Source organism: Nocardia sp. NBC_01329, assembly GCF_035956715.1.
GTDB lineage: Bacteria > Actinomycetota > Actinomycetes > Mycobacteriales > Mycobacteriaceae > Nocardia.
The window spans coordinates 1425074-1450761 of the sequence record NZ_CP108381.1 but is presented as its reverse complement, the minus strand read 5'-3'; the positions used below and the strand labels follow the sequence as shown (position 1 = coordinate 1450761).

Below are 25688 nucleotides of genomic sequence, written 5' to 3'. Positions count from 1 at the left end.
CCGGCGATGAGCACGGTGCTCGCGGCGTTCCTCGACGCCTACGCCGACGCATTGCGCCGCCATCTCGCCGCACCCGAGGGCGACGGCCTGGCCGAAGGTCACGAACTGGGCCGCCGGGCACTGGTCGAGGGCATCAGCTTGCTCGATCTCACCGAGCACCACTTCCGGGTGGTGAAACAAGTGCAGGCCGCGGCTGCCGCGACCGTGGCGGGTGCGCCGTCGGACTCCGCCCGCCCGGAGAATCCGCTCGCTGAGCAGGCGCTCGAATTCCTGTTGCAGACTCTGATCACGCTGGATGTGGCGACCCGCGGTTACCTCGACGGCACCCGCCGGTACGAACAGCAGCGTTCCCGCGCCGACGATCTCGCCGGACGCGACGAGTTCCGGACCGCACTGGTCGAATCGTTGCAGGACGGGTTCTTCGTCGCCGACGCGCGCGGCACGCTCATCGAGGTGAACAAGGCTTTCGGTGAGCTGACCGGTTACGGCGCGTCCGGAGTGCCCTATCCGATACCGCATCCGTGGGCCATTCCGGAAGGTCCCCGCTATCCCGATCTGGGTACCGAGGCGTCCCGGTTCGTGGTACCGGTCCAGCACCGGGACGGGCGCCGCCGCTGGATCGCGGTGAGCACGAGCGCCCTGGTGCAACCGGACGGCGAGGAACATATCTTCGTCGGCACCGTCCGCGATGTCACCGCCGAACACGACGCTCAGGCCCGTGACCAGGCCGCCAACCGGCTGGCTACCGCGCTCGCCGCGGCGACCACGGTCGCCGAGGTGCTCGAGGTCGGTCTGGACGAGTTGCGGCGCACGGTGGGCGCGGAGACGGCGGTTGTCGCGGTATGGACTTCGCCCACCGCTCCGGAGGTCTACATCTCCGGCACGCCCCCGGCCGCCACCACCACCGGATCCCGGCTCGAACCCGCGACGGAGGCCATTCTCAAACGCGCGCGGGTACGGCCCGGCCGCACCCTGATAGCTGTCCCGGAGGGCGCGGGCAGCGCCCAGGGCATCGTCGCACCGCTCGGCGAGAAGAGCGATGCGGCGTTGTGGTTGCGCTTCGCTGTCCCCCGCGTCGTCGATGCCGCTGACTGGACCTTGTTCTCACTGCTCATCGGGCATCTCAGCCTGGCAGTGCAGCGGGCCCGCAACTTCGATCAGGCGCGCTCCACCTCACTGACCCTGCAGCGCGCGATGCTGGGCCCCATCGAACTCCCGCCGCGGTTCTCGGTGCACTACGAACCCGCGCTGCCACCGCTGGAGATCGGCGGCGACTGGTACGACGTGGTGCCGCTGCCCGACGGCACCATCGGCGTCGTGGTCGGTGACTGTGTGGGTCGCGGTCTGTCCGCAGCCGTGGTCATGGGTCAATTGCGTACGGCCGCCCGCGCCCTGCTGCTCCGCGGCGCCGGACCCGCCCAGTTGCTCACCGAACTCGACCCGGTGGCGGCTCGGATTCCCGGTGCGTTGTGCACCACCGTATGCGCGGCGGTACTGGATCCGGTGCGCGGACTCGTGCGCTACAGCAACGCGGGCCATATGCCGCCCATCCTTGCCGATGTGGACAAGACAGGACGCATGCTGGAGGGAGGCCGGTCGGTGCCGCTGGCGACCTTCGAGACCACCCGGCGACCGGAGGCCACCACGCCGTTGCCGCCCGGCGCGACCCTGGTGCTGTTCACCGACGGACTGGTCGAACGCCGCGGAGAGGATATCGACGAGGGCTTCACGAAGATCGCCGGTATCCTGGCCGATACCGCCGAGAAACTCCCCCGCGAGGTCGCCGATTCGGTGCTGTCGGCGCTGCGGCCGGACGGCGGCTACGACGACGATATCGCCATGGTCGTCTACCGGCAGCAGCCCGCCCCGCTGCGATTGGATGTGCCGGCCCGGCCGGACCGGCTGGCCATGCTGCGCCGTACGCTGACAGCGTGGCTGTCGTCCGCGGCGGTACCGCACAACCTCACCTCGGATCTGGTCGCCGCCACCAACGAGGCGTGCAGCAACAGTATCGAGCACGCCTACCAGAACGGTGGCGGTGAGAACGACCGGGTCGTGCTCACCGCCGAATGCGTAGGCCACCGGGTGGTCATCGAGATCACCGATACCGGGACCTGGCGTCCGCGTCCGGCCGATCCGGGGCCGCGGGGCCGCGGGATCGATATGATGCGGGCACTGACCGAAGAACTCGAGATAGATCACCACCTGGGACCCGGAACCCGGGTACGGATGTCGGTGACGCTTCCGGCGATCACGTTCCCGGTGGCCAGCGCCCTGCGCGGGACAGCGAACCGGTCCGGCGGGGATACGATGCAGCGAGATCGAGAGACTCATGGCAGATTGTGAAGATGTGACCAACACTCCTCCAGACGCGAATCTCACGGATACGATGACGACCTCGGTCGCCGACCACGACGGGGTCACTGTGCTCACGGTTGTCGGAGAGGTCGACCTCGCGACGGCCCCGGCCCTGGAGACCGCGATCGATGCGGCTCTCGATGCCGATCCCGCCGGCCTGGTCGTCGACCTGGCGGCGGTGAGCTTCCTGGCGTCGGCCGGGATGGCCGCGCTGGTCGCCGCGCATCAGCGGGCCGGTGACAAGACCACGATCGCCCTGGTGGCAGACGGACCCGCCACCAGTCGTCAACTGAAGATGACGGCATTGGATCAGGTCTTCGCCCTGCACACCACGCTGGAAGCCGCCCTGGCGAGTTTCCGGGCAGACTGAGCCGGGCACACCTCGGGCTGCACAGGGATGGGCCGGCGCAACGTTCGTTGCGCCGGCCCATCCCTGTGCACGAGGCCGCGTCTCAGTCGCAGATCGCGCGGAACCGTTCGATGAGTTGGACCCGCTCGGCCGGTGTCGCAGCCAGCGGCGCGACATTGAGAACCGTGACCCCGGCTTCGGCGAACGCGGCGACCCGTTCCTTCACATAGCTTGCCGGACCGATCAGCGAGATATCGCGGACCAGTGCGTCCGGAACCACCTGGGTCGCTTCGTCTTTCTTGCCCGCCAGGTAGAGCTCCTGGATGCGGTCGGCCTCCGCGCCGTAACCGTAGCGGGTGGCCAGAGTGTGGTAGAAGTTCTTGCCCTTGGCTCCCATTCCACCGATGTAGAGCGCCAGCATCGGTTTCACGAACCCCAGCAGCGGTTCCACATCCTCGCCGATGGCCAGGGCGGGTCCGGCATAGACGTCGAGCGGGCCGAGTTCGGGGTCCCGCTTCGCCTTTCCGGCGCGCAGTGCGTCACCGAAGACCGCGTCGGCACGCTCGGGCAGGAAGAAGATCGGCTGCCAGCCCTCGGCGACCTCGGCGGCCAGTTCGACATTCTTGGGGCCCAGTGCGGCCAGCAGCACCGGGACACGTTCGCGCACCGGATGATTGATCAGCTTCAGCGGTTTACCCAGGCCGGTGCCGGTCCCCTCCGGCAACGGGATCTGATAGTACTTGCCCTGATATTCCAGCCGTTCCCGGCGCCAGACCTTGCGGCAGATCTCCACGAGTTCACGGGTCCGGCCGATCGGCGCGTCGTAGGGCACGCCGTGGAATCCCTCGATGACCTGCGGCCCGGAGGCCCCCAGGCCGAGCACGAATCGGCCGTCGGAAACAAAATCCAGGCCCGCCGCGGTCATCGCGGTGAGCGTGGGCGTCCGGGTGTAGAGCTGCAGGATCCCCGACGCCAGCTGCAACCGGGAGGTCTTGGCAGCGAGGTAACCCAGCGCGCTCACCGCGTCGAAGGAGTACGCCTCGGGCACGAACACGATGTCCAGCCCGGCACGCTCCAAATCGGCCACTTCGGCCGCCGCCTCGGTGAAGCCGCCCGAGTAGTTGATGCTCAATCCGATCCGCATGCCCTCAACATAATCCCGGTTACGGGGTGGCCCGGCACCGGCCACGCCGGGCGACGCTGTAGGTTGAAGCAGGTAACCCTTGGAGCAATGCAGCTAACTTCGAGCAATTTTGATCGAGAAAGGCCGAATCGTGTCGCAGCCCACCCAATCGCCTCAGCACACCGCCAGCGGTTTCGGGGGTTCGCCGATCGGTGAGTACCTGGGCGAACTCGCGGCGAAGGTGCCCGCGCCGGGTGGTGGCGCAGTGGCCGCGCTACACGCCGCGCAGGGAGCCGCGCTGATCGCCATGGTCGCGCGCTACACCACCCGGGCCAAGGATGCCGACCATCGACCGGCGATCGACCGCATCATCGAAGCCGCCGACACCGCCCGCGCCCGTGCCCTGGCCCTGGCCGACGCCGACGCCCACGCCTTCACCGCCGTCGGCGCCGCCTACAAACTGCCGAGGGATACCGACGGCGAAGTCACCGCGCGTTCGGCGGCGATCCACACGGCACTGCTCGAGGCCGCCCGGGTACCCGCCGCGGTGATCGACGAGGCCCACGGAATCCTGACCCTGGCAACCGAATTGCTGCCGATCGGTAACCCGAATGTTGTCACCGATATCGGTGCCGCGGCCGCGGCCGCACGGGCCGCCGCGGGTACCTCCCAACTGAATATCGAGATCAATGTCGTCTCGCTTCCGGACGAGCACGCCGCGGCTTTCACCGAGGTACTGGTACGGATCGAGGAAATCAACGCCCGAGCGGATTCGCTGCACCAGGAGGTGCTGCGTGCGGTCCGTGGCGGATGATTCATGTGCACATATCAGCACGCGCGAATTAACCAGTTTTATGCCGAACTGGGATTATTCGAGATCAAGTGAACAACGGAGCACGCGTAGAATGGGCCTCGTTCCTGATATTCACACTGCTCCACCGCTCGACCCAGGCTCGCTCAGCTAGACCGGCCGGCGGGGCACCGGCGGCCGGGGAACTGTTTGCCCCAGCTCGACGAGTGCAGGAGGTAACGGTGAGGATCGGGTACACATCGGCGCCATTCGCGGCGGAAGCCCAAGATTCGGGTATCGATGTCATCACCGAACACGGAGTCGTATCCAATATCGCCGACTGTTCGGCGGATCCAGGAGTGTTGACGCTCGGCCAAGCCCAGCGCGCACACGGTATCCATCGACTCTGTTCTCCCGAATGTCTGGTCCTCAGACGGGCCGGTCTCACCTTGGCCATCGCTTCGGCCGCCCCGGATCGACCCGCGTTCGGCATTTCGCCCGGGCGGTCCGCGTACTTCTCCGATTGATTCCTGCGTGGCGGGTGGAAAAAGCCTCTCACCACGCTTCTTTCCGGCGCCGGGTATTCCGGCGCGCTTCCGATAGCAGTACTGCTCTCGCACCGAATGGTTGTCTATCAGCTCCACCCATTGGCCGGGTGGCGATTGTGGTATGCCGCGCGGCCACTAATCGAGGAGGACGAGTTGAGCACCATATTCACGAATGCGGAATCCGATTCGGAAACCCCGGCGCGAAAACCCCGACGCGCCGGTTTCGGAGGAAACGGTCGTAACCACCCGCTGAACATCGTGCTGGTCGCGCCGCCGTATTTCGATGTCCCCCCGGCCGGATACGGCGGTGTCGAGGCCGTGGTGGCCGAACTCGCCGACACGCTGGTCGCGCGGGGGCACCGGGTGACACTGCTCGGCGCCGGAAAGCCCGGTACCGAAGCCGAATTCGTCCCGGTCTGGGAGAACATCCAGGCCGACCGACTGGGTGACCCCTTCCCGGAGGTGGTCAACGCGCTGAAGGTACGGCGCGTGGTCGAGAAGCTCGCCCGCTCCCGGCATATCGACATCATCCACGACCACACTTTCGCCGGCCCGTTGAACGCTCCTGCCTATGAGGTTCTGGGTATTCCCACCGCGGTCACGGTGCACGGGCCGGTCGACAACGATATGTGGGAGTACTACGGCGCCCTCGACGAGCACACGCGCCTCGTCGCGATCAGCGACCGGCAGCGCGAACTGGCGCCGAGTTTCAACTGGATCGGCCGTGTGCACAACGCCCTGAGACCCAGCGAATGGCCCTTCCGGACCGAGAAGCAGGACTATGCGCTGTTCCTCGGCCGCTACGCCTCCTACAAGGGCCCCCAGCTCGCGTTGCGCGCCGCGCACGAGGCCGGGATAAAACTGATCCTGGCCGGTAAGTGCAACGAGCCACCCGAGAAGGCGTTCTTCGCCCAGGAGATCGAACCTTTGCTCACCGATACCGACCACGTCTTCGGGGAAGCCGACGCGGTCGCCAAACGGGAGCTGCTCGCCGGGGCGCGCTGCCTGCTGTTCCCGATCCGGTGGGAAGAACCCTTCGGCATCGTGATGATCGAGGCCATGGCCTGCGGCACCCCGGTGGTGGCGTTGCGCGGGGGCGCGGTGGACGAGGTGATCGAGCACGGTGTCACCGGTTTCATCTGCGATCACCCCGACGAGCTCCCGGCCGCCATCGCCCGGGCCGGTGAACTCGATCCGCACGCCTGCCGGCGCCGCGTCGAAGACTATTTCGGCGTGGATCAGCTGGGTGCCGGGTACGAAGCGGCCTATTACCGCATACTCGATGCGTGGGACGAAGCCCACCACAGTGGCCAGCCATTGACCGCCGTCGGTACGCGCCGCAATTCGGTACCCGAGATACGCGCCGACGCCGGCACGACACCGGTATGGAGTAGGGCATGAACGCACCGCCGAGAATTCTCAACTCCGGCCAGCCCGCCGCCATCAATGGCGGCGGGGGGACGGTGACCCTGGTCGAGGCGAGCACCTTCTGCTTGTCCGACCCTCTCGGCGATATCCATTCCGGCACCTCGCAGGGCCTGTTCTACCGGGACTCGCGGGTGATCTCACGGTGGGAGCTGCGCCTGGACGGGCAACCGGCCGAACACCTCACGGTGCTCACGCCGGAGGCCTTCAAGGGCCGGTTCATCCTGCGCAAACCCCCGCGCGCCGGGGTCGCCGACAGCACCGTACTCGTGGTGCGTCGGCGGCTCATCGGCAACGGACTCAAGGAAACCATCACCGTGCACAACCTCGGACACGAGGACACGGGGATGACCATCACCATGTTCGTCGACTCCGATTTCGCGGATCTGTTCGCGGTCAAGGAGGGGCGCAACCACGGCGGCGGCGCCGAGCACAATGCCGTCGACGGCGATCTGCATCTGACCGACCACAACGAACCCGGCCGCGGCCTGACCATCAGCGCCACGGCCGGGGCGGTCATGCTGCCCGGCACCATCACCTGGCAGGTGGTGGTGCCGGCCCGCGGCCGCTGGGACACCGAGATCCTGGCCCAGCCGATCGTCTCGCACCGCCGGGTGCAGATGGCGTTCGGGGACGACGAGGACAGTCCGATCAGCCGGCTCAAGGCGTGGCGGGCCACCGCCACCGACCTCACCGCGACCGATCCGGCACTGTCGGAGGTGCTGCAGCGCACCGAGAGTGATCTCGGTGCGCTGCGCATCGACGGCAGCTCCGACGGTGCCCCGGCCTATGTGGCCGCCGGGGCACCCTGGTTCATGGCCCTGTTCGGTCGGGACAGCCTGCTGACCTCCTGGATGGCGCTACCACTGGATTCCGCGCTCGCGGTCGGCACCCTGCGCCGGCTGGCGGGTCTGCAGGGCACCAAGGTCAACCCGATCACCGAGGAGGAACCGGGTCGCATCATGCACGAGATGCGGCACGGCCCGGCCAGCAACCAGGTGCTGGGCGGCACTGTCTACTACGGTTCGGTGGACGCGACACCGCTCTTCGTGATGCTGCTGGCCGAATGCTGGCGCTGGGGCGCTAGTGACCAGGTGATCCGCGAACTCCTCCCGGCCGCCGACGCGGCCCTGGCCTGGGTCGACGAATACGGCGACGCCGACGGCGACGGGTTCGTCGAATACCGCCGTAAGACCGATCGTGGGCTGAGCAACCAGGGCTGGAAGGACAGTTTCGACTCGATCAACGACGCGTCCGGTCATCTGGCCGAACCGTCGATCGCGTTGTGCGAGGTCCAGGGCTACGTCTACGCGGCCCGGCTGGCCCGCGCCCAGCTCGCCGAACATTTCGGCGATACCGATCACGCCGCACGCCTGCGCGACCAGGCCGAGAACCTCAAGGACCGATTCGACGAGGCGTTCTGGGTCGCCAAGAACGGCTGGTACGCGGTGGCCCTGGACGGCCAGAAGCACCAGGTCGACTCGCTGACCAGCAACGCCGCCCAATGTCTGTGGACCGGGATCGTCTCCGACGAACGCGCCGCCGAACTGATCGAACGGCTGGCCGACGCGAGTATGGACAGCGGTTTCGGCCTGCGCACCCTGGCCGCCGGGATGGGCGCCTTCAACCCGATGAGTTATCACAACGGCTCGATATGGCCGCACGACACCGCCATCGCGGTGGCCGGACTGCTGCGCTATCGGCATATCCCCGGCGCCTCGGAGCTCGCCGAACGGCTCACCACCGGATTGCTCGACGCGGCCATCGACTTCGGCGGCAGGCTGCCGGAGCTCTTCTGCGGTTTCGCGCGCACCGAGTTCCGTTCGCCGGTGCCCTACCCCACCTCGTGCTCCCCGCAGGCCTGGGCGAGCGCGGCGCCGCTGCTGCTGGTTCGTTCCTTCCTGGGACTGTCGCCCTGTGTACCGCACCGTGTCCTGCGGGTTACTCCGCAGTTGCCGCGGGAATGGGGCAAAGTGGGCCTGACGGATCTGCGACTGGGATCTGCCACGGTCAGCATCCATGCCGAGGGCGCCACCATGCATGTCCACGGGCTACCCGATGACTGGAAACTTGTCACCGAATAGCAATCGCGCGGTGTGTCAACGTCGCAAACGGGTGCCGGGAGGATATCTTGGGTGGTTGAGTTGATCATGGCCCCTTAGGATGGACGTCTGTCCACCAGTCGTCCGTAAGGGGTGGCACCATGAATATTGTTGCCCGGCATCTATTTCTAGCGATCGCGGTCGCACTCTCGCTGGCCGTCGCCCCCGCCGGGGCGAGCGCCATGACGATCGATCGACCCGGCCCCGCACCCGTGGCCTCGGTGACTCCGTCCGACGGCGCCGTCGTCGGAATCGCTCATCCGGTTACCGTCCGGTTCTCCACCGCGGTCACCGATCGGGCCCGCGCCGAGAAGTCGCTGTCGGTCGTCACCGCCGGCGATGCGCTGCCCGGTTCCTATTCCTGGCACGGTGACCGCGAGCTGACCTGGACACCGACCGGATATCTCCCGGCGAATACGACGTTCACCGTGAACTTCGGCGACCGTCGCACGCAGTTCGACACCAACGTCGGAGTTATCGCCGACGCGAACATGTCCACCCACACCTTCACCGTCAGCATGGGTGGCGTGCCGGTGCGGACCATGCCCGCTTCGATGGGCAAGCCCGGTTACGAGACTCCCACCGGCACCTATCCGGTGCTGGAGAAGTTCCGCAATGTCATCTTCGACTCCCGCACCATCGGTATCCCGCTGGATTCCTCGGAGGGTTACCTGATCGACGGTGAATGGGCCGAGCGGCTCACCTGGGGTGGTGTCTTCGTCCACTCCGCGCCCTGGTCGGTCGACCAGCAGGGCAATTCGAATGTGAGCCACGGCTGCATCAACCTGGCTCCCGGCGACGCCTCCTGGTACTACGAGAACGTAGGTATCGGCGATCCGGTGAATATCCACTGGTGAGCTGGGCATCGGGCCGGGTGACCGCGCCCGATGACGCCCCCGCGCTGCGATTCCGACGCCGATCCACTAGAACAATGGAGAGCGATCACGCGTCGTGAACCGAGGAAGGGGGCCGCACCATGGATCGACCGGCCTCGGGTCCCACCGACCGGGAACCGTATCCCCCGGACCCCGTCGGCCCGGCCGCGCGGGACTCGCACACCCGCCCGGAAACCGGATACGAGGACGCGGACTCGATTTCCCGGCAGCCGGAGCTGTATCGGCCGCAGTACGGCAACGCGCCCGGTGCCGTTCCGGTTTCCGACGAGGCGATGCCGACCGAACCCATACCGGTACTCCGCCTGCCGGGATGGGACAGCGGAAACGCCACCTACGAGGGCTCGTGGTCGGATTGGGTCGCGCGGGCCGGCACCGAAGCCGCGGAGACTCGCCCCGACCAGGAGCCGGAACCGTATCCGGCCCGGTCGCCGGAGCCCGATCCGGCGGACGCCGGCGACGAGCACGATCCGGCCCCGCCCGCCGAACAGAGTGCGCCGGCGGGCGCCCGGGAACGCCTACGCCGGCGGCTGACCCCGCCCGACCACACCACCCCGGCACCGGCGCGTGCCGCGGCGCCCACCACCGGCAGTGGCCGGGCGGTTCCGGTATTGCTCGGTGTGGCCGGTGTCGTGGCACTCGGCGCGGCCGCGTATGTACAGTTCGCGGTCGTGGGCGGGGAGGATGCGCGTGCACCCGCTGCGACCGCGCCGAGCGCCACCGCGCCCGCCGCACCCGGCACCGATCCGTACTGCGCGGCCGAGCGGGTCGGCAACACCGTGCAGGGCAACAGTGCGGGCGGCACCGATTCCGGGCCGGGGGCCATCTTCGGATTCCAGCACGCCTACTACGTCGCCCGGTCCGGGGAACAGGCCCGCACCCTCGTCGCGGCGGACGCCGCCGTACCCCCGGCGGCCGATATCCAGCGCGGTATCGACGGCATTCCGGCCGGAACCACCCACTGCGTACGGATAACCCCCGGTGCGTTCGTCGGCCAGTACACCGTCGCCGTCACCGAGTACCGTCCCGGTTCGGCGCCGCTGGGATACAACCCGCAACTGGTCACAACGATGCGAATAGGTGATCGGACCTTGATCACCGGTATCGGCCCCATGCCCTGAGTGCCACGATTCGGCGCGAATCAGCGTACGAGGTGGTCCGGTGGTGTCCCGAGAGGCAGACTCGGGAGATGGACGCCATCGGTACGGCTCGGGTGCCCGACCATCCGACAGTGCAGGCCGCTCTCTCGCTCGCCCGGCGCGCCCCGTCGGTACACAACACCCAGCCGTGGCGCTGGGTTTTCGACGGCCACCGGCTACATCTGCACCGGGACACCAGCAGGCAGCTGTTCTCGGCCGATCCGCAGGGCAGACAGCTGATCATCAGCTGCGGAGCCATCCTGGACCACACGCGGATCGCGTTCGCGGCCGCGGGCTGGGACACCGAGGTGGTCCGGCTCCCCGATACCGTGCCCGACCATCTCGCCACGGTCGACTTCGCTCCCGCACCCGCGGTGTCCGATACGGTCCGGGCCCGGGCCGCCGCCATCGACCAGCGCTACACCGATCGGCTGCCGATGCTGCCACCTCGCAACTGGGCGCGCGTGGAATCGGGCCTGCACACCACCGCCACCGAGCGCGGCGGCACGCTGGAGGTACTCGGCGATTCCGCCCGGTTGCGGCTGGCCGCCGCCTCGGCTCAATCGGCGGCGCTACGCGAATACGATCCGCAGTACCTCAACGAACTGCACTGGTGGGCCGGCAACGACTCCCCCGCCGACGGGGTGCCGATCTCCGCGCTGGTCTCGGCCGCCGAACTGGCACAGGTCGGAGTGGGTCGAGCCTTCCCCACCGCGCCGCCCTCGCTGCGGCGCGGCGAACTGACCGACTCCTCACGCCTGCTGGTCATCGGTTCGGCCGGGGATAGCCCCCTGGACTGGCTGCGAGCCGGTGAGGCCCTGTCGGCCGTCCTGCTGGAATGCACCGCCGCCGGGCTGGCCACCTGCCCGCTGACCCATATCACCGAGGTCCCGGTGAGCCGACGCACCATCGCGAATCTGCTGCACGAACCCGCAGCACCGCAGGTGGTGGTCCGGGTGGGCACCGCACCCACCTCCGCCGCACAGCCCCCGACACCTCGGCGCACCGTCGGTGACTTCCTGGAACTGCATCGCGCCGCCTGACTCCGCCGTTGCGCCGCGGCGCGGGAAAAGCCCCGGATACCGCAGGTTCGGAATACTGTGCTGGCATGACAGCCGCGATCGATATCTCCGGTCTGCAGAAGACATTCGGCCGCACCCGCGCGCTCGACGGGCTCGATCTGCAGGTGGCCTCCGGCGAGGTACACGGTTTCCTCGGCCCCAACGGCGCCGGCAAATCGACCACCATCCGGATCCTGCTGGGGCTGTTGCGGGCCGACGGGGGTACCGCCCGCCTGCTCGACGGCGACCCGTGGTCCGGCGCCGCGCAACTGCACCGCCGGCTGGCGTATGTCCCGGGAGATGTGAACCTGTGGCCCAATCTCACCGGTGGTGAGGTGATCGATCTGCTCGGGCGGCTGCGCGGTGGACTCGACGAGGACCGGCGCCGGGACTTGCTGGAACGATTCGACCTGGATCCCACCAAGAAGGGCCGAACGTATTCGAAGGGTAACCGGCAGAAGGTCGCCCTGGTCGCCGCGCTGGCCTCCGATGTCGAACTCCTGTTACTGGATGAACCCACCTCCGGATTGGATCCGCTGATGGAGGCGGTCTTCCAGGAATATGTCGAGGAGATTCGCCGCGCGGGCCGCACCGTGCTGCTGTCCAGTCATATCCTGGCCCAGGTCGAGGCGCTGTGTGACCGGGTCACCATCATCCGGCACGGGCGGGCGGTCGAAACCGGCACCCTGGCCGAGTTGCGGCATCTCACCAGGACCTCGATCGAAGCCGAAACCCAGCGCCCGATCACCGGATTCGAGGATCTACGCGGGGTGCACGATCTGGTCGCCGACGGCACCCGGATCCGGTTTCAGGTCGATACGGTCGAGCTCGGTGCGGCCATGGAACGGCTCACCTCCTTCGGAATCCGCACCCTCACCAGTCAGCCGCCGACCCTGGAGGAACTGTTCCTCCGACACTACGGCGACGAACTCGCGGCCGCGGGGGTACCGGAATCGTGACCGCCCAGCGCACGGCCCGGACCCCGGGCACACTCATCGGTACACGTGTACTCGCCCGGTTCGCGTTGCGACGTGAACGCTTTCCGTTGGTCGCCTGGATCGTAGGTGGCACGCTCGTGTACTGGTCACAGGCGGTCGCGCTGGACGCCGCCTACCCGAACCAGGCCGATCTGGACGCCCTCGCCCGGAGTATGTCCGGCAACGCGGCGATGATCGCCATGGCCGGGCCACCCCGGGTGCTGGACACAGTGGCGGGCCAGGTCGCGTTCCAGTCCAGCGCATTCGGGATGGTGGTGGCCGGTTTGATGAGCATGTTCCTCATCGGACGGCATACCCGCTCGAACGAGGAGTCCGGGCGCGACGAGCTCATCCGGTCCGCGGTGGTCGGCCGCTACGCGCCGCCTACAGCGGCGGCACTGGTCATGGTGGGCGCGAATATCGTGCTCGGCGCAGCGATCACACTGAGCCTCATCGGCTACGGACTCCCGGTGGCGGGTTCGGTGGCGCTGGGCGTGGGAGCGACCTGCGCCGGTTGGGTGTTCGGCGCGATCGCGCTGCTCGCGGCGCAGATCAGCGCGACCACCCGCGCCTGCTACGCCATTACCGGCGCCGTACTGGCCGTCTCCTATCTACTGCGTGCCGTGGGCGATGTCGGCAACGGGGTGCTCTCCTGGTTGTCGCCACTGGGCTGGGGGCAGGCGATGCGCCCCTACGACGGCGAGATCTGGTGGCCTGCCGCACTGTCGGTGGCGGCGACGGTCGCCATCGGGTTCGCAGCGGCTCGGGTGCTGGATCGCCGGGATTTCGGCGCGGGCCTGGTCCCGCCGCGACCGGGGCCGGCCCGCGCCGCCGGGTCCTTGCACGGCACCTTCGGGCTGGCCTGGCGGCTGCAGCGCGGTCTGCTGTTCGGCTGGGCGATCGGGATGTTCTTCGGGGGTCTGGCGTTCGGCACCATCGGCGACGATGTCGACGATCTGCTCGGTGATATCGATCTGAACGAGGTGCTCGGCCAGAACATGGGCAGTATGGTCGACGCCTTCTATGCCATGGCCGTCGCGATCCTGGCGATCATCGCCTCCGCCTACACCATCTCGGCCACCCTGCGCCTACGCGCCGAGGAGACAGCCGGGCATGCCGAACCGCTGCTGTCCACCGAACTGGGCCGGCTGCGCTGGGCGGCTGGGCATTCGGTGATCGTGCTGGCAGGTTCGGCGATGGTGGTGGCCCTCAGCGGTGCCGGGATGGGTGTCACCTATGGCCTGATCACCAGTGATCTATCCCAGGTGGTCACCCTCACCGGTGCCGCTCTGACCTATCTTCCCGCGGTCTGGGTACTCGGCGGGGTAACGCTGTTCTTGTTCGGCTTCGCGCCACTGATCAACTCCGTCGCATGGCTTGCGATGGCGTTCTGCGTGGTGGTGCTGATGTTCGGCGCGACCCTGAAATTCCCCGGATGGCTGATGAGCGTGTCGCCGTTCGACAATATTCCGCTTGTTCCGGCACAGGCTTTCGACGCCGTGCCGGTATTGCTCACCCTGGCGGTGGCGCTGCTGCTGCACGGGGCGGGGACGTTCGGTTTCCGCCGCCGCGATCTGCAAACCAATTGAATCGTGCGCCGGACCGGGGCCGACGCACGATCCGGCGCACCGGCGGGTCAGCGCCCGTTCAGGTACACCGGCAAGCGGTGATGGCCGTTGGAAATGAAGCTGGGTACCACGCCGAGTTCCCCCGGTGCGGCCGCCAGTTCCATATCCGGGAACCGGTGGAAGATCGCGGGCAACGCCACCAGCGCTTCCAGCCGGGCCAGCGGTGCGCCGAGGCAGTGATGGGCGCCGTACCCGAACGCCAGATGGTCTTTCACAGCGCGGGTCGGGTCGAACTCGTCGGCCGTTTCGCCGTGGACCTTCGGATCCCGGCTCGCCCCCGCGTAACCGGCGAGGATCGCATCACCCTGAGCTATCTCGACATCACCGAGGACGAGATCCTCGACCGCGTAGCGCAACGGAACATGTGCGACCGGGGCTTCGAAGCGCAGCGCCTCTTCGACCAGATCCGCCCAGGAGATCCGCTCGGCCGCCAGGTCGGCCCGGTGCTGCGGCCGCGTCAGCAGCAGATATATCGCTTGGTCGAGCAGGTTGACGGTCGTCTCGTGCCCCGCGCTGATCACCAGCAGCAGAGTGTCGACCAGTTCTTGTTCGGTGAACGGGGTTTCGACATCGTCACTATCGGCGATGAGCAGACTCGTCATATCCTCGCCCGGATTCTCCCGGCGGTAGGCCACGAGCCGGAAGAGCAGCGCCGACATTTCCGCGTAATTGGCCTGGGTCTCTTCCGCGGTGAGAGTCGTATCGAAGAACCCGTCCACACCTTTACGCAGCTTCGGATTCAGTTCCGCCGGAACGCCCATCAGTTCGCTGATGACGCGGATGGGCAGTGGATAGGCGAATCCTTCGCGCAGATCGACGATCTCACCGTCGGAGCCGGCGGCGATTGCGTCGAGCAGATCCTGGGTGATCACCTCGATCCGGGGCTTCAACGCCATGGTCCGCCGGTGGGTGAACGCCGGGGCCACGATTCTGCGCAACCGCCGGTGTTCGGGACCGTAAGCAGTGAACATGCTGGTCACCGTCACCCAGGGCAGGAGCGGCCAGTCCGCGGAGATCTCGCCCTTCTGGAAAGCCGGCCAGTGTTGCCGGGGATCTTTGGAGACCTGCGGTCCCGACAGGATCTCTTTCAGCAGGGTCGCGTCGGTCACCGACCAGGCGCGCACACCACCGGGTAATTCCACCTGCGAGACCGGGCCCTGCCGGCGGATACGGGCGATTTCGCCCTGGATATCGGAACCACCGGGATCGAGGACGAACGGGGCGGTGCGGTTCTGCATCGGAAACTCCTGACTGAACTACCGAACTATCGAATACCGGCCAGGCTGATCGGGGGGCTCTTGGGAAAGGTCACCGGGAGCGCGGCCAGGGCTCGGTGGAACGGTCCGGGCCGCCACCGCAGTTCCGAGACCGGCACAGCCAGCTCCAGTTCGGGTATGGCATCCAGCAGCTGATCGATCGCGTCCTGCACGATGAGCACCGCCACCGGACGGGCCGGGCAGCCGTGCGGACCGGTACCGAATGCCAGATGGGATCGATTGTCGGTCACATCGCCGGTACGGATCGCCGGATCGTTGTTGCAGGCGGCCATGCTGATCATCACCGGCTGGTGTGCCGGCAACCAGACATCGTCGATCAGAATCGGCTGGCGCGGATAGCTGATGCAGTAGTTGGCCATGGGCGGATCGTTGAACAGCACCTCGTCCAGCGCGTCTCGGGTCGACAGACTTCCGTCCAGCACGTTCGCCGCGAACCGGTCGTCGGTCAGCATCAGCAGCAGGGTGTTCGCGACGAGGTTCTGCACCGGTTCGATTCCCGCCCCGTACAGCGTCACGAGCTGGTGCAGCATCTCTTCGTCGTCCAACCGCACCGGATGTTCCACCAGCCAGCTGGTGACATCGTCGCTCGGCTCGGCGCGCTTGATCCGGGTCAGTTCGAGTAACGCCTCGGACAGCATCCGACTACCGGCCTCGGCGTCCACCGTATCGAACATCGCTGCCATCCCGGTGGCCGCCCGCCGGCTGATATCGGGCGAGCAGCCGAGCGTGGCGTTCAAAGTGGAGAACATGACGGGTAACGCGTACTGGCTGACCACATCGCAGTGCCCGACCTCGCAGAACGAGTTGATCAGTGGAACCGCGACCTGCTCGACGGTGGCGTGCAGCCGGTGCAGATCGATCTTGCCGAGCGCCGCGGCGGCCGCCGAACGATAGCGCTTGTGGTCACTGCCCGCGCTGCGAATCGGGTTGGGACGCCATTCCATCATCGGCCGAATCGGGCAATCAGCGGGAATGTTGCGCTCCCATACGCGCGGATCGGCCGGAAAATGTTCCGGATCGTGCAGGATCCGTAGCGCGGCGTGATAACCGATCACCAGGGTGGCCGGTACCCCCGGCGCCAGCTCCACCGGAGCCAGTGATCCGAAGCGCTGCCGCATTTCCCGATAGGTCCGGTGCGGATCGGCCGCGTATTCATCCGAGTACAGGGAAACGCGCGGACCGGCGAAGTCTCGGGGCGCTGCGGGTGATACGGAAAGACTGTCGATATTCAAACGCCTGCCGGTTCCTGCGCGGTGGGTCTCGCGGCCGGAGATCCGACCGCAGAGCTGAGCTGGCGACTCTACCTGGAACCTAGCGGGCCGGATCGGATTTCGCAGTACGACCGGATCTCTTGCACATGAATGCCCACCGGATGAGTCGGCCCGGCCCGCGCCCGTGGTGACTATGCCCAAGCTCCCGGACCCGACCCACTCCGGCCGAAGCACTTTCGCAGTTCAGTGCCCGGTCGTCCGAATCGGCGGACACTCGGGAAAGGTGACCGGCAGCGATACCAGCGCCCGATGGAACGGGCCCGGCCGCCACCGCAGCTCAGCGGCCGGCACCGCCAACTCCATCTCGGGTATCACGTCCAGCAGCTGGTCGATGGCGTCCTGCACGACCAGCAGCGCTACCGACCGGGCCGGACAACTGTGCTGGCCCACGCTGAAGGCCAGATGTGAGCGGTTGTCGGTGAGCCCACCGGATTTGATGGCCGGGTCGTTGTTGCACGCGGTCATACTGATGAGCACCGGTTGATGAGCCGGCAACCAGATACCGTCGATCAGCATCGGCTGCCGGGGATAGCTGATGCAGTAATTGGCCATCGGTGGATCGTTGAACAGCACCTCGTCCAGCGCATCCCGGGTCGACAGACTCCCGTCCAGCACATTCGCCGCGAACCGCTCGTCGGTCAACATCAGCAGCAGCGTGTTCACGATCAGGTTCTGCGGTGGTTCGGTACCCGCGCCGTACAGTAGCGCCAGCTGCTGCCGCGTCTCCTCATCGCTCAGCTGCACCGCATGCTGCACCAGCCGGGTGGTGATGTCGTCGCCGGGCTGAACCCGTTTGAGGCGCGCCAATTCCAGCAGCGCGTCGGCCTGGGTGGCATTGCCCTCGGCCGCATGAACCGTATCGAACATCGCGGCCAGGCCGCGGGCCGCGCGATGCCCGAGTTCCGGCGGACAGCCCAGCATGGCGTTCAAGGTGGCGAAGATCAGAGGCGAGGCGTACTGGCCGACCACATCGCAGTAGCCGTCGCGACAGAACGAATTGATCAGTGTGACCGCGATCTTCTCGATGGTGGAATGCAACTCGTGCATATCCACCTCGCCTATCGCCGATACCGCGGCCGAGCGGTAGCGGATCCGGTCGTTGCCGACCGTGCGCAGCGGATTGGGCCGGTACTCCATCATCGGTAGCACCGGGCAGTCCTCGGGTACTCCGCGCTGCCATACCCGCGGGTCTGCGGGAAAGTGCTCCGGATCGTTGAGGATTCGCAAAGCGGTGTGATACCCGATCACCAGGGTGGCCGGTACCCCAGGCGCCAGCTCCACCGGAGCCAGCGATCCGAAGCGCTGCCGCATCTCCCGGTACATCTTGTGCGGGTCGGCGGCGAACTCCTCCGAATACATAGGCATGTAGGGACCGATGGGGTCCATCGGAGAACCGTGGATCACCGGACGCGGATCGGAAACGCGGTACTGATCGTGTTGCGCTGTGGTCAAGACGTCACACTCCGAGGTTCGTATGAATCGGTGAATAGTGCGGTTTCGCAGACCTATCCGCCGACCCATACATCCCGCTCAGCGACGTCCGCGACGAGCCATCAGCATTAAGTTGTAGTAACCGGAACCTTTTACGCTACCGGCTTCGGCCCAGGTACACCGGCAATTCCTGGTGACCGTTTGAAACGAAGCTGACCACCGGACGCAGTTCGCTCACATCCACCGCCAGACGAATGTCCGGGAAGCGCCGGAACAGCGCGGGCAGGGCCAGTTCACCTTCCATCCGCGCCAGCGGCGCCCCGATGCAATGGTGCGCCCCGTGCCCGAACGACACATGATCCTTCACCGCCCGAGTCACGTCGAAGAACTCGGCGGTGGCGCCGTGGACCTTCGGGTCGCGGCCGGCCGCAGCGTAGGAGGCGAGGATCGCCTCGCCCTTGCCGATCCGCAGGTTGTCGATCTCGATATCCTCCACGGCATACCGCAGCGGCAGATGCGCGACCGGGGCTTCGTAGCGCAGCGTCTCCTCCACCACCTCCGACCAGCTCACCTCACCGGCCAGGGCCGCCGCCCGCTGCTGCGGATGGGCGAGCAGCGCGACAATGGCCTGATCGAGCAGGTTGACCGTCGTCTCGTGGCCGGCGTTGATGACCAGCATCAGGGTCTCGACGATCTGCTTCTCGGTGAGCTGCGAACCGTCCTCGTCCCGGCTGGTGATCATCACACTGGTGATGTCGTCGCCGGGAGTATCGCGCCGATAGGCGACCAGTTCGGTGACCAGACCGTACATCTCGACGAAATTCGCCTGCGCCCCGGCCTGATCGATCGTGGTGTCGAAATATCGGTCGACGCAGACCCGCAGACCCGCTTCCAGTGTCTCGGGGACCCCGAGCAGTTCGGTGATCACCTGGATCGGGACCGGATAAGCGTAGCTTTCACGCAGGTCGACGACCTGACCGGCCGGCACGGCGGCCAACTTGTCGAGCAGTTCGCCGATGAGCGCTTCCACACGCGGCCGTAGCGCCGTGGTCCGCCGGTGGGTGAACGCCGGAGAGACCAGCTTGCGCAGCCGGCGATGGTCGGCACCGTAGGCGGTGAACATGTTCTCCACCGCGATCCACGGCAGCAGCGGCCAATCCTGGGTGATCTCGCCGTTCACGAACGCCGTCCAGTGGCGGCGCGGATCCTTGGACACACGTGGGTCGGCCAGCAGACTCTTCAGGACCGCCGCGTCCGTGATCGACCACGCCGGGACGTTACCCGGCAGTTCGATCAGCGCGGCAGGACCCTGGACACGCAACCGTGCGGATTCTCCCTGGGTATCCGCACCGGCCATGTCCAGGACGATGAGTTCGCGTTCCAACGACGGGCTCCTTATACGAGATTCAGCGGCGGAGAAGGCGGAAAGACGACCGGCAGGGCCGCCAGCGCCCGGTGGAAGGGGCCGGGACGCCAGACGAGTTCTTCCGGCGCCACCGCCAGTTCCAGTTCGGGCAACGCATCGAGCAGGAGGTCGATCGCCTCCTGGACCACCACGAACGCCGGGGACTGCGCGGGGCAGGCGTGCGGACCGATACTCCAGGCCAGATGGGACCGGTTGCCCGTATGGTCGGCACCCCGGATGGCCGGATCGTTGTTGCACGCGGACAGGCTGATCACCACCGGCTGGTGGGCCGGCAGCCAGGTGTTCTCCACGAGAATCGGCTGCCGCGGGTAGGTGGTGCAGAAGTTGGCCATCGGGGGGTCGTTGAAAAGCACCTCGTCCAGCGCGTCGCGGGTCGACAACGCACCGCCGAGCATGTTCCCGCCGAACCGGTCGTCGGTCATCATCAGCAGCAGCGTGTTGTTGATCAGGTTCTGCTGGGGTTCCACCCCGGCGCCGTAGAAGCTGATCAGATTGGACAGCATCTCCTCGTCGTCGAGTTTCGCCGAGTGGTGCACCAGCCGGGAGGTCACATCGTTGCCCGGATCGGAACGTTTCTGGAAGATGAGTTCCATCAACGCTTCGCTGAGGTGGGCCATCCCCCATTCGGCGTTGACCGTGTCGAAGAGCGCGGCCATACCGTTGGCGACCCGCTCGCCCAATTCGAGCGAGCAACCGACCATCCGGTTGACCACTTCGAATACGAGCGGGAAAGCGTACTGCGTGACGAGATCGGCTCTACCGGTCTCACAGAAGGAGTTGATCAGCGGAACCGCGATCGTCTCCACCGTCTGATGCAATTCGTGCAGATCGATCCCGTCGATCGCGTGCACGTAGGCCTGGCGGTAGCGCTGGTGCAGATCGCCGCTGTTGCGCAGGGCATTCGGGTACCACTCCATCATCGGCTTGACCGGTGAATCGGGCGGAATACTCGTCTGCCAGGTCCGTGGATCAGCCGGGAACCGGTCGGAATCGTTGAGGATCCGGACAGCCGCGTCGTAACCGATCACCAAGGTGGCGGGGACATCCGGCGCCAGATCGATGGGGACCAGAGATCCGTACCGGCTCCGCATGGCGGCGTAGGCACGATGCGGATCACCGGCGAATTCCTCGGAGAACAGGCTGAATCGGTCGCCGCCGCCTCCGGTGGGGTCTCCATGTACTACCGGACATCCGGCAAATGGAGGTTGTTGCTGTGGAACCGGAGAGAACTGCGTGGTCAAAGACGAGACTCCAATCGGCGGAACAGAAACTCGACGAGCGTGATCAGCGACTTTATGCAGGTTCGCCGATCACGGGCGTCGAGGGCGATCAGCGGAGTGTCGGCAGTCAGATCGAGCGCCTCGCGCACTTCCGACAGCGGGAACCGATTCGAACCCTCGAACTCGTTCACGCCGACCGCGTACGGCACACCGCGTTCCTCGAGTACGGCCAGTACCTCGTCGGCCTTCTCGATGCGCCGGGTGTCCACCAGTACCAGGGCACCGAGCGCGCCCTTGGCCAGTTCCTCCCACAGCGGGATGAACCGCTGCTGGCCCGGTGTACCGAAGAGGTACAGGGCCAATTCGGGGTTGAGCGTGATACGGCCGAAGTCCATGGCGACCGTAGTCTGTGTTTTCGATCCCAGCCCGCCCAGATCGTCGATCCCGACGCTGGCCTCGGTGATGGTCTCCTCGGTACGCAGCGGCTTGATCTCGGAGACACTGCTCACGAAGGTGGTCTTGCCGACGCCGAAATTACCGGCAACCAGCAATTTCACCGATCGGGTCACCGTCTCCGGCACATAGTCGACCGCGCGGCCGTAGTCCGCGGGCCGATCAGGCCGGGAGAGCACGGAGCCCATTGAGTACCTCCTCGAGCAGGGCGATCTCCGGCATTATCTCCGCCGGGGTCGGGATATTGAGATGTCCGCTGTCCAGCAGATCGGACACCACGATGGTCACCACCGACGGCGGGAGGTCGAGATAGGCGGCGACCTCAGCGATCGACAGGGCACCGCGTGCACAGACATCGACCACCCGGCGTGCGTCCGGCGTGGAGCCCGGCGCTGGATCCCCGACGGCGAGGACCAGGGTCACCAGGCCGAGTTCGCGGGTCGGACGGGAGCGTCCGCCGGTCCGCACATAGGCACGGACCAGGTCTGGATCACGCCGCGACCGGCTCATTGCAGATCGCCGCCGTGTGCGCCTCTGCGAGGTTCGCTACCGAGCTCGTGACCCACGCGGCCGGCCAGCTCGTTCATTCGGTGGGCGATCAGGCCCACATCGATATCGGTCATGGTCGCCACACCCAGGAGCGCGCCCTCGCCCGCCGCGGTGATCATGATCATGCCCTGGTCGTATTCGGTCATGTTCTGCCGCACGTCGTTTCCGTTGCTGCCGCAGAACTCGCCGAGCGCCTTACCCAGCGACCGCAGGCCGGAGGCCGCGGCCGCGAATCGCTCGGCATCGTCTTTCGCGATACCCGCCGAATGGGCGATGCGCAGCCCGTCCTCGGACAGCAGAACGGCGAATCGGACGCCGGGAACCTCGAGATCGTCCAGTAACCAGCCCAATTTATTGGTGCTGTCGGATACCACTGTCCTCGGTGAACCCATCAGGATGTCATCCCTTCGGTGTGTTCGGTTGCGGCGGCACGGCCGCTCTTGGAGCCGCTCTGCCAGGCGGCGGCGATATCGGGGCGGGGCTGCCCCGCTTCGGTCCGGTCGTCCTGTCCGGACGCACGATCGTTGATATCGGCGGGGACGGCCGCGGCCCGACGTCGGCGTCGGGGCAGACCGCCGCTGGTGATGTCGTGGACTGTCGTACGCTGCTCGCTCTCGGTCTCGTCGGTCTCGCCTGCCGACGGGGTCCGTTGGGCAGGGCGGGAGATCTCCGGCGTCACCGGTAACGCGGCATGCGCTCCGGTACTCGTCGCCGAATGTGCTCCACCACCGGACGATACGGCGTTACCGACCAAGGCGTTACCCGAGCTTCCCGATACCGACGAGGCCTGCCCTCCGGGCACCGCCGCGAGTTCACGCGGGGCCGGAGCGCTGACGGGCAGCGCGGCGTCGTTGTCCTGGTTGGTCTTCGGTGCGACCAGCAGTGCCTCCGGAATGTAGACCATGGCGCGCATACCGCCGTAGGCATTGGGGCCATCGATGTAGACGGTGAACCCGTAACGGCGAGCAAGTGCGGCGATACCGGGGAAACCGACCTTGGGGGCCGGGCCCAGCTGGTGGATATCGATCGAGCGTTCGTTGGCCAGGACCTGCCGAGCCTCTTCCATCTGCTCGGCGTTCATCCGCACGCCGGCGTCGTCGACGATCACGGTGACACCGTGATGACCTTCCTGGAAGGTCACGTCCACGAAAGAGGTCGGCGGCGAGTAGCGCAGCGCGTTGTCGATGAGCGAGGCCAGGGTGTGCACCAGCGGTTCGACCGCACGACTGATGACGATGCGATCCAGCTGGGAGGGGCGCACCCGCAGGTAGTCACGGACACGACCGGTCGCACCACCGACGACATCGGTGAGCGACTGGGCGGGCCAGCGGCGACCGGGCAGACCACCGCAGACGATCACGTAGGACTGCGCCTGGCGGATCATCTGCTGCACTGTGTGGTCGATGCGGATCAGCGTCTCGTACACGCGGTCGTCGCGGTGTTCACGCAGTGCGGAACTCACGACCTGGGAGACGTCGGCACCCAAGCTCACCACGGAGGTGCCGAACGAGCGGACCGCGGCGCTGGTCGCTTCACGCGCAAGGGTTTCCGCGCGTTCGCGGCCGGCGTCGGCCTCGGTGCGGACATTGCGTTCCGCGGTGGAGACGGAGGTACGGACCTGCTCCTCCATCTCACGGGTGACGGCTTCGCGGGTCTCGGTCTGCACGGTGCGCAGTTCCTCGGAGACGCGGTCGATGATCCAGCGCAAGCATTGCGCGAAGCGCGAATTCTCCAGTCCCGGAGGTACTTCGGGTGCGACAGCAGTCTGGTCGAACCGGCGGTGGGACTCCGAGAGGGCGGGCAAGGTACTGGCCGCGAGATGCTCGAGCGCGTCCTCGCGCACAGCCAGCTCCCGCTCGAGCACATCGAGTCGTTTCTGTTGTTCTCGCACGGCCCGAACGGCGTACCACGCCACGCCGAGCACCAATATGGGGGCGAGTATCCAGGGAAGCAGCACGGCGGTATTCAGATTCATCAGCTTTCTCGTCGTTGACGGGGCTCGAGGTGCGCCACGAGGTGCCGTGGCAGGCCACGGCGCTTCGTCTCGCCTTCCTCGCGACGCCGACCGTGTTCGCCCCTGGCCGGATGAGGTCCGTGCCGGGCACCGCGGTAACGGTCGGTGACATATCCCTTAGTTACTTTCGGCTACTCGAAAGTAACTAAGGGACAAGTCATTCGGCCGATCGCTCACCATCGGAGCACAGCTCCGATGGCCCGGAACCCGACGACTCGCTCACAGTAGCAGCATTGTGGTGAACTCTCTCAATAACGGCCGATAATCGATTGTCACCTTTCCGTGATAGGGCCGCGACCTCGTGGAATGCGGAAGGTATTGCGACGGTGAAGATCACGGCCGCGGACACCGCCGGGCCGGGACGCGCAGCCGGGGCACCCGGGGGCACACCGCGACCGGATCCTCTATCACCAGCGGCGGAGCACCAAAAGCGGACCGACCGGTCGGCGATTGGCGGCAGGCTCGGAAAATTGATATCAAGACAGATCGAATACTGCACCGGGCCGGTCGAATCGAGCCCGGGTCTCCGGCGAAATCCGCTATGCGAACACTCGATCGACCACACGGCGGGAACGTGAAATAGCCGCATTCCAGTGAAAGCACACCATTAGCGGGCGAAATGCAGTCGACCTACCGGAAGGGCCGACCGGGCCGTACCAGCAGCCCGCTCCCCGTCTCCTGTCCGAACCAATTCGGGTACAGACCAGAACGCGACGGCGACCGGTACGGTCGCCGTCGCGAATTATCCGTGTGGGTGAGGGGCCGGTCTCAGACCGTGAAGCCGAGCGCCCGCAACTGTTCGCGGCCGTCCTCGGTGATCTTGTCCGGACCCCACGGCGGTATCCAGACCCAATTGATCTTCAGATCGTCGACCAGGCCACTGCGCACCAGGGCGTTGCGGGACTGATCCTCGATCACATCGGTGAGTGGGCAGGCTGCCGAGGTCAGCGTCATATCCAGGACCGCGGTGGTCTCCTCGACCCGCAACCCGTAGACCAGTCCCAGATCCACGACATTGATGCCCAGTTCGGGATCGACCACATCGCGCATCGCCTCTTCGAGATCGGCGAGCTGCGCCAGATCCTCGGCCGACAGTTCGACTTCGGGAGCGGCCGCGCTCTCCGGCGCGGTCGCCTCGGTGGCAGGAGTGTCGGTCATGCTGTTTCCCCGTTCCGTGATGGGTCGGTATCTGATGCGGCCGCGGCGGAATCGGCCGCGCCGTCGACTCGCAACACAGCGTCCTTGAACGCCATCCAGCCCAGCAGCGCGCATTTCACCCGGGCCGGATATTTCGAGACGCCGACGAAGGCTATTCCGTCGCCGATGACGTCCTCGTCGCCTTCGACAGTCCCCCGGCTGCCGATCATCTCATTGAACGAGTCGACGACCCCCAGCGCCTCGACAACCGGCAGCCCGATCACCTGATCGGTGAGCACCGAGACCGAAGCCTGGCTGATCGAGCACCCCTGGCCGTCGTAGGACACGTCCTCGACAGCACCGTCGGCACCGAGCCGTACCCGCAGCGTCACCTCGTCGCCGCAGGTGGGGTTCACGTGATGCACTTCGGCACCGAACGGCTCCCGCAGTCCGCGATTGTGCGGATGCTTGTAATGATCCAGGATCACTTCCTGGTACATCTGCTCCATACGCATGT

The 25688-nt window shown here is 66.6% G+C and carries 23 protein-coding genes; 11 read left to right on the top strand and 12 right to left on the bottom strand.

The annotated features are described in order from the left end of the window. The first annotated feature begins 6 nt into the window (after positions 1 to 6). Positions 7 to 2346 carry a SpoIIE family protein phosphatase gene (locus OG405_RS06760; RefSeq protein ID WP_327150757.1) on the top strand — a complete coding sequence of 780 codons (2340 nt, stop codon included), beginning with the start codon at positions 7 to 9 and terminating at the stop codon, positions 2344 to 2346. A 43-nt stretch (positions 2347 to 2389) separates the two neighbouring features. Then, a complete protein-coding gene (locus tag OG405_RS06755; protein ID WP_327150756.1) occupies positions 2390 to 2728 on the top strand; it encodes an STAS domain-containing protein in 339 nt (112 codons plus the stop codon). Positions 2729 to 2810: 82 nt separating this feature from the next. Here the strand turns inward: OG405_RS06755 and OG405_RS06750 are convergent, their stop codons facing one another. Next, positions 2811 to 3851 (bottom strand): LLM class F420-dependent oxidoreductase, encoded by a 1041-nt coding sequence (locus OG405_RS06750; RefSeq protein WP_327150755.1) that lies wholly within the window; start codon positions 3849 to 3851, stop codon positions 2811 to 2813. Between the two features lie 130 nt (positions 3852 to 3981). Between OG405_RS06750 and OG405_RS06745 the strand changes: the two genes are divergently transcribed. The 9 genes from OG405_RS06745 (at position 3982) to OG405_RS06705 (ending at position 14354) form a co-directional block, all read left to right on the top strand. Continuing rightward, positions 3982 to 4644, top strand: coding sequence for a cyclodeaminase/cyclohydrolase family protein (locus OG405_RS06745; RefSeq protein ID WP_327150754.1), 663 nt, complete (start codon positions 3982 to 3984; stop codon positions 4642 to 4644). A 218-nt stretch (positions 4645 to 4862) separates the two neighbouring features. Next, the gene (locus OG405_RS06740; protein ID WP_327150753.1) at positions 4863 to 5147 is read left to right on the top strand and encodes a hypothetical protein; all 285 of its coding nucleotides are present in this window, start codon (positions 4863 to 4865) and stop codon (positions 5145 to 5147) included. A gap of 270 nt (positions 5148 to 5417) precedes the next feature. Further along, on the top strand, positions 5418 to 6569 hold the full coding sequence (locus OG405_RS06735; RefSeq protein ID WP_327152250.1) for a glycosyltransferase family 4 protein: 1152 nt from the start codon (positions 5418 to 5420) through the stop codon (positions 6567 to 6569). Beyond that, complete coding sequence (locus OG405_RS06730) at positions 6566 to 8677, top strand: amylo-alpha-1,6-glucosidase (protein ID WP_327150752.1); 2112 nt, start codon at positions 6566 to 6568, stop codon at positions 8675 to 8677. The genes OG405_RS06735 and OG405_RS06730 overlap by 4 nt, the downstream gene beginning before the upstream one ends. Positions 8678 to 8796: 119 nt before the next feature. Then, a complete protein-coding gene (locus OG405_RS06725) occupies positions 8797 to 9552 on the top strand; it encodes a L,D-transpeptidase (RefSeq protein ID WP_327150751.1) in 756 nt (251 codons plus the stop codon). 119 nt (positions 9553 to 9671) lie between these two features. Further along, positions 9672 to 10709, top strand: a complete 1038-nt coding sequence (locus OG405_RS06720; RefSeq protein ID WP_327150750.1) for a hypothetical protein — start codon at positions 9672 to 9674, stop codon at positions 10707 to 10709. Between the two features lie 68 nt (positions 10710 to 10777). Then, the gene (locus tag OG405_RS06715) at positions 10778 to 11770 is read left to right on the top strand and encodes an Acg family FMN-binding oxidoreductase (RefSeq protein ID WP_327150749.1); all 993 of its coding nucleotides are present in this window, start codon (positions 10778 to 10780) and stop codon (positions 11768 to 11770) included. A 65-nt stretch (positions 11771 to 11835) separates the two neighbouring features. Then, a complete protein-coding gene (locus OG405_RS06710) occupies positions 11836 to 12747 on the top strand; it encodes an ABC transporter ATP-binding protein (protein ID WP_327150748.1) in 912 nt (303 codons plus the stop codon). Then, a complete protein-coding gene (locus OG405_RS06705; protein ID WP_327150747.1) occupies positions 12744 to 14354 on the top strand; it encodes an ABC transporter permease in 1611 nt (536 codons plus the stop codon). The genes OG405_RS06710 and OG405_RS06705 overlap by 4 nt, the downstream gene beginning before the upstream one ends. A gap of 47 nt (positions 14355 to 14401) precedes the next feature. Here the strand turns inward: OG405_RS06705 and OG405_RS06700 are convergent, their stop codons facing one another. From OG405_RS06700 to sufU, 11 genes are all read right to left on the bottom strand, one after another. Further along, a complete protein-coding gene (locus tag OG405_RS06700; RefSeq protein ID WP_327150746.1) occupies positions 14402 to 15631 on the bottom strand; it encodes a cytochrome P450 family protein in 1230 nt (409 codons plus the stop codon). 26 nt (positions 15632 to 15657) lie between these two features. Further along, positions 15658 to 16902, bottom strand: coding sequence for a cytochrome P450 (locus OG405_RS06695; RefSeq protein WP_442790669.1), 1245 nt, complete (start codon positions 16900 to 16902; stop codon positions 15658 to 15660). Positions 16903 to 17124: 222 nt separating this feature from the next. Then, on the bottom strand, positions 17125 to 18306 hold the full coding sequence (locus OG405_RS06690) for a cytochrome P450 (RefSeq protein WP_442790731.1): 1182 nt from the start codon (positions 18304 to 18306) through the stop codon (positions 17125 to 17127). Between the two features lie 223 nt (positions 18307 to 18529). Continuing rightward, positions 18530 to 19756 (bottom strand): cytochrome P450 family protein, encoded by a 1227-nt coding sequence (locus OG405_RS06685; protein WP_327150745.1) that lies wholly within the window; start codon positions 19754 to 19756, stop codon positions 18530 to 18532. 11 nt (positions 19757 to 19767) lie between these two features. After that, complete coding sequence (locus OG405_RS06680; protein ID WP_327150744.1) at positions 19768 to 21039, bottom strand: cytochrome P450; 1272 nt, start codon at positions 21037 to 21039, stop codon at positions 19768 to 19770. Further along, entirely contained in the window at positions 21036 to 21659 is a 624-nt protein-coding gene (locus OG405_RS06675) for a GTP-binding protein (protein ID WP_327150743.1), read from the bottom strand. Before OG405_RS06675 ends, OG405_RS06680 begins: the two co-directional genes overlap by 4 nt. Next, positions 21634 to 21981, bottom strand: coding sequence for a DUF742 domain-containing protein (locus OG405_RS06670; protein ID WP_327150742.1), 348 nt, complete (start codon positions 21979 to 21981; stop codon positions 21634 to 21636). The genes OG405_RS06675 and OG405_RS06670 overlap by 26 nt, the downstream gene beginning before the upstream one ends. After that, positions 21978 to 22412 carry a roadblock/LC7 domain-containing protein gene (locus OG405_RS06665; RefSeq protein WP_030521402.1) on the bottom strand — a complete coding sequence of 145 codons (435 nt, stop codon included), beginning with the start codon at positions 22410 to 22412 and terminating at the stop codon, positions 21978 to 21980. The genes OG405_RS06670 and OG405_RS06665 overlap by 4 nt, the downstream gene beginning before the upstream one ends. Further along, positions 22412 to 23995 (bottom strand): ATP-binding protein, encoded by a 1584-nt coding sequence (locus OG405_RS06660; RefSeq protein ID WP_327150741.1) that lies wholly within the window; start codon positions 23993 to 23995, stop codon positions 22412 to 22414. Before OG405_RS06660 ends, OG405_RS06665 begins: the two co-directional genes overlap by 1 nt. 807 nt (positions 23996 to 24802) lie before the next feature. Further along, a complete protein-coding gene (locus OG405_RS06655) occupies positions 24803 to 25192 on the bottom strand; it encodes a metal-sulfur cluster assembly factor (RefSeq protein WP_327150740.1) in 390 nt (129 codons plus the stop codon). After that, positions 25189 to 25686, bottom strand: a complete 498-nt coding sequence (gene sufU, locus OG405_RS06650) for a Fe-S cluster assembly sulfur transfer protein SufU (RefSeq protein ID WP_327150739.1) — start codon at positions 25684 to 25686, stop codon at positions 25189 to 25191. Before sufU ends, OG405_RS06655 begins: the two co-directional genes overlap by 4 nt. Positions 25687 to 25688: the final 2 nt, after the last annotated feature.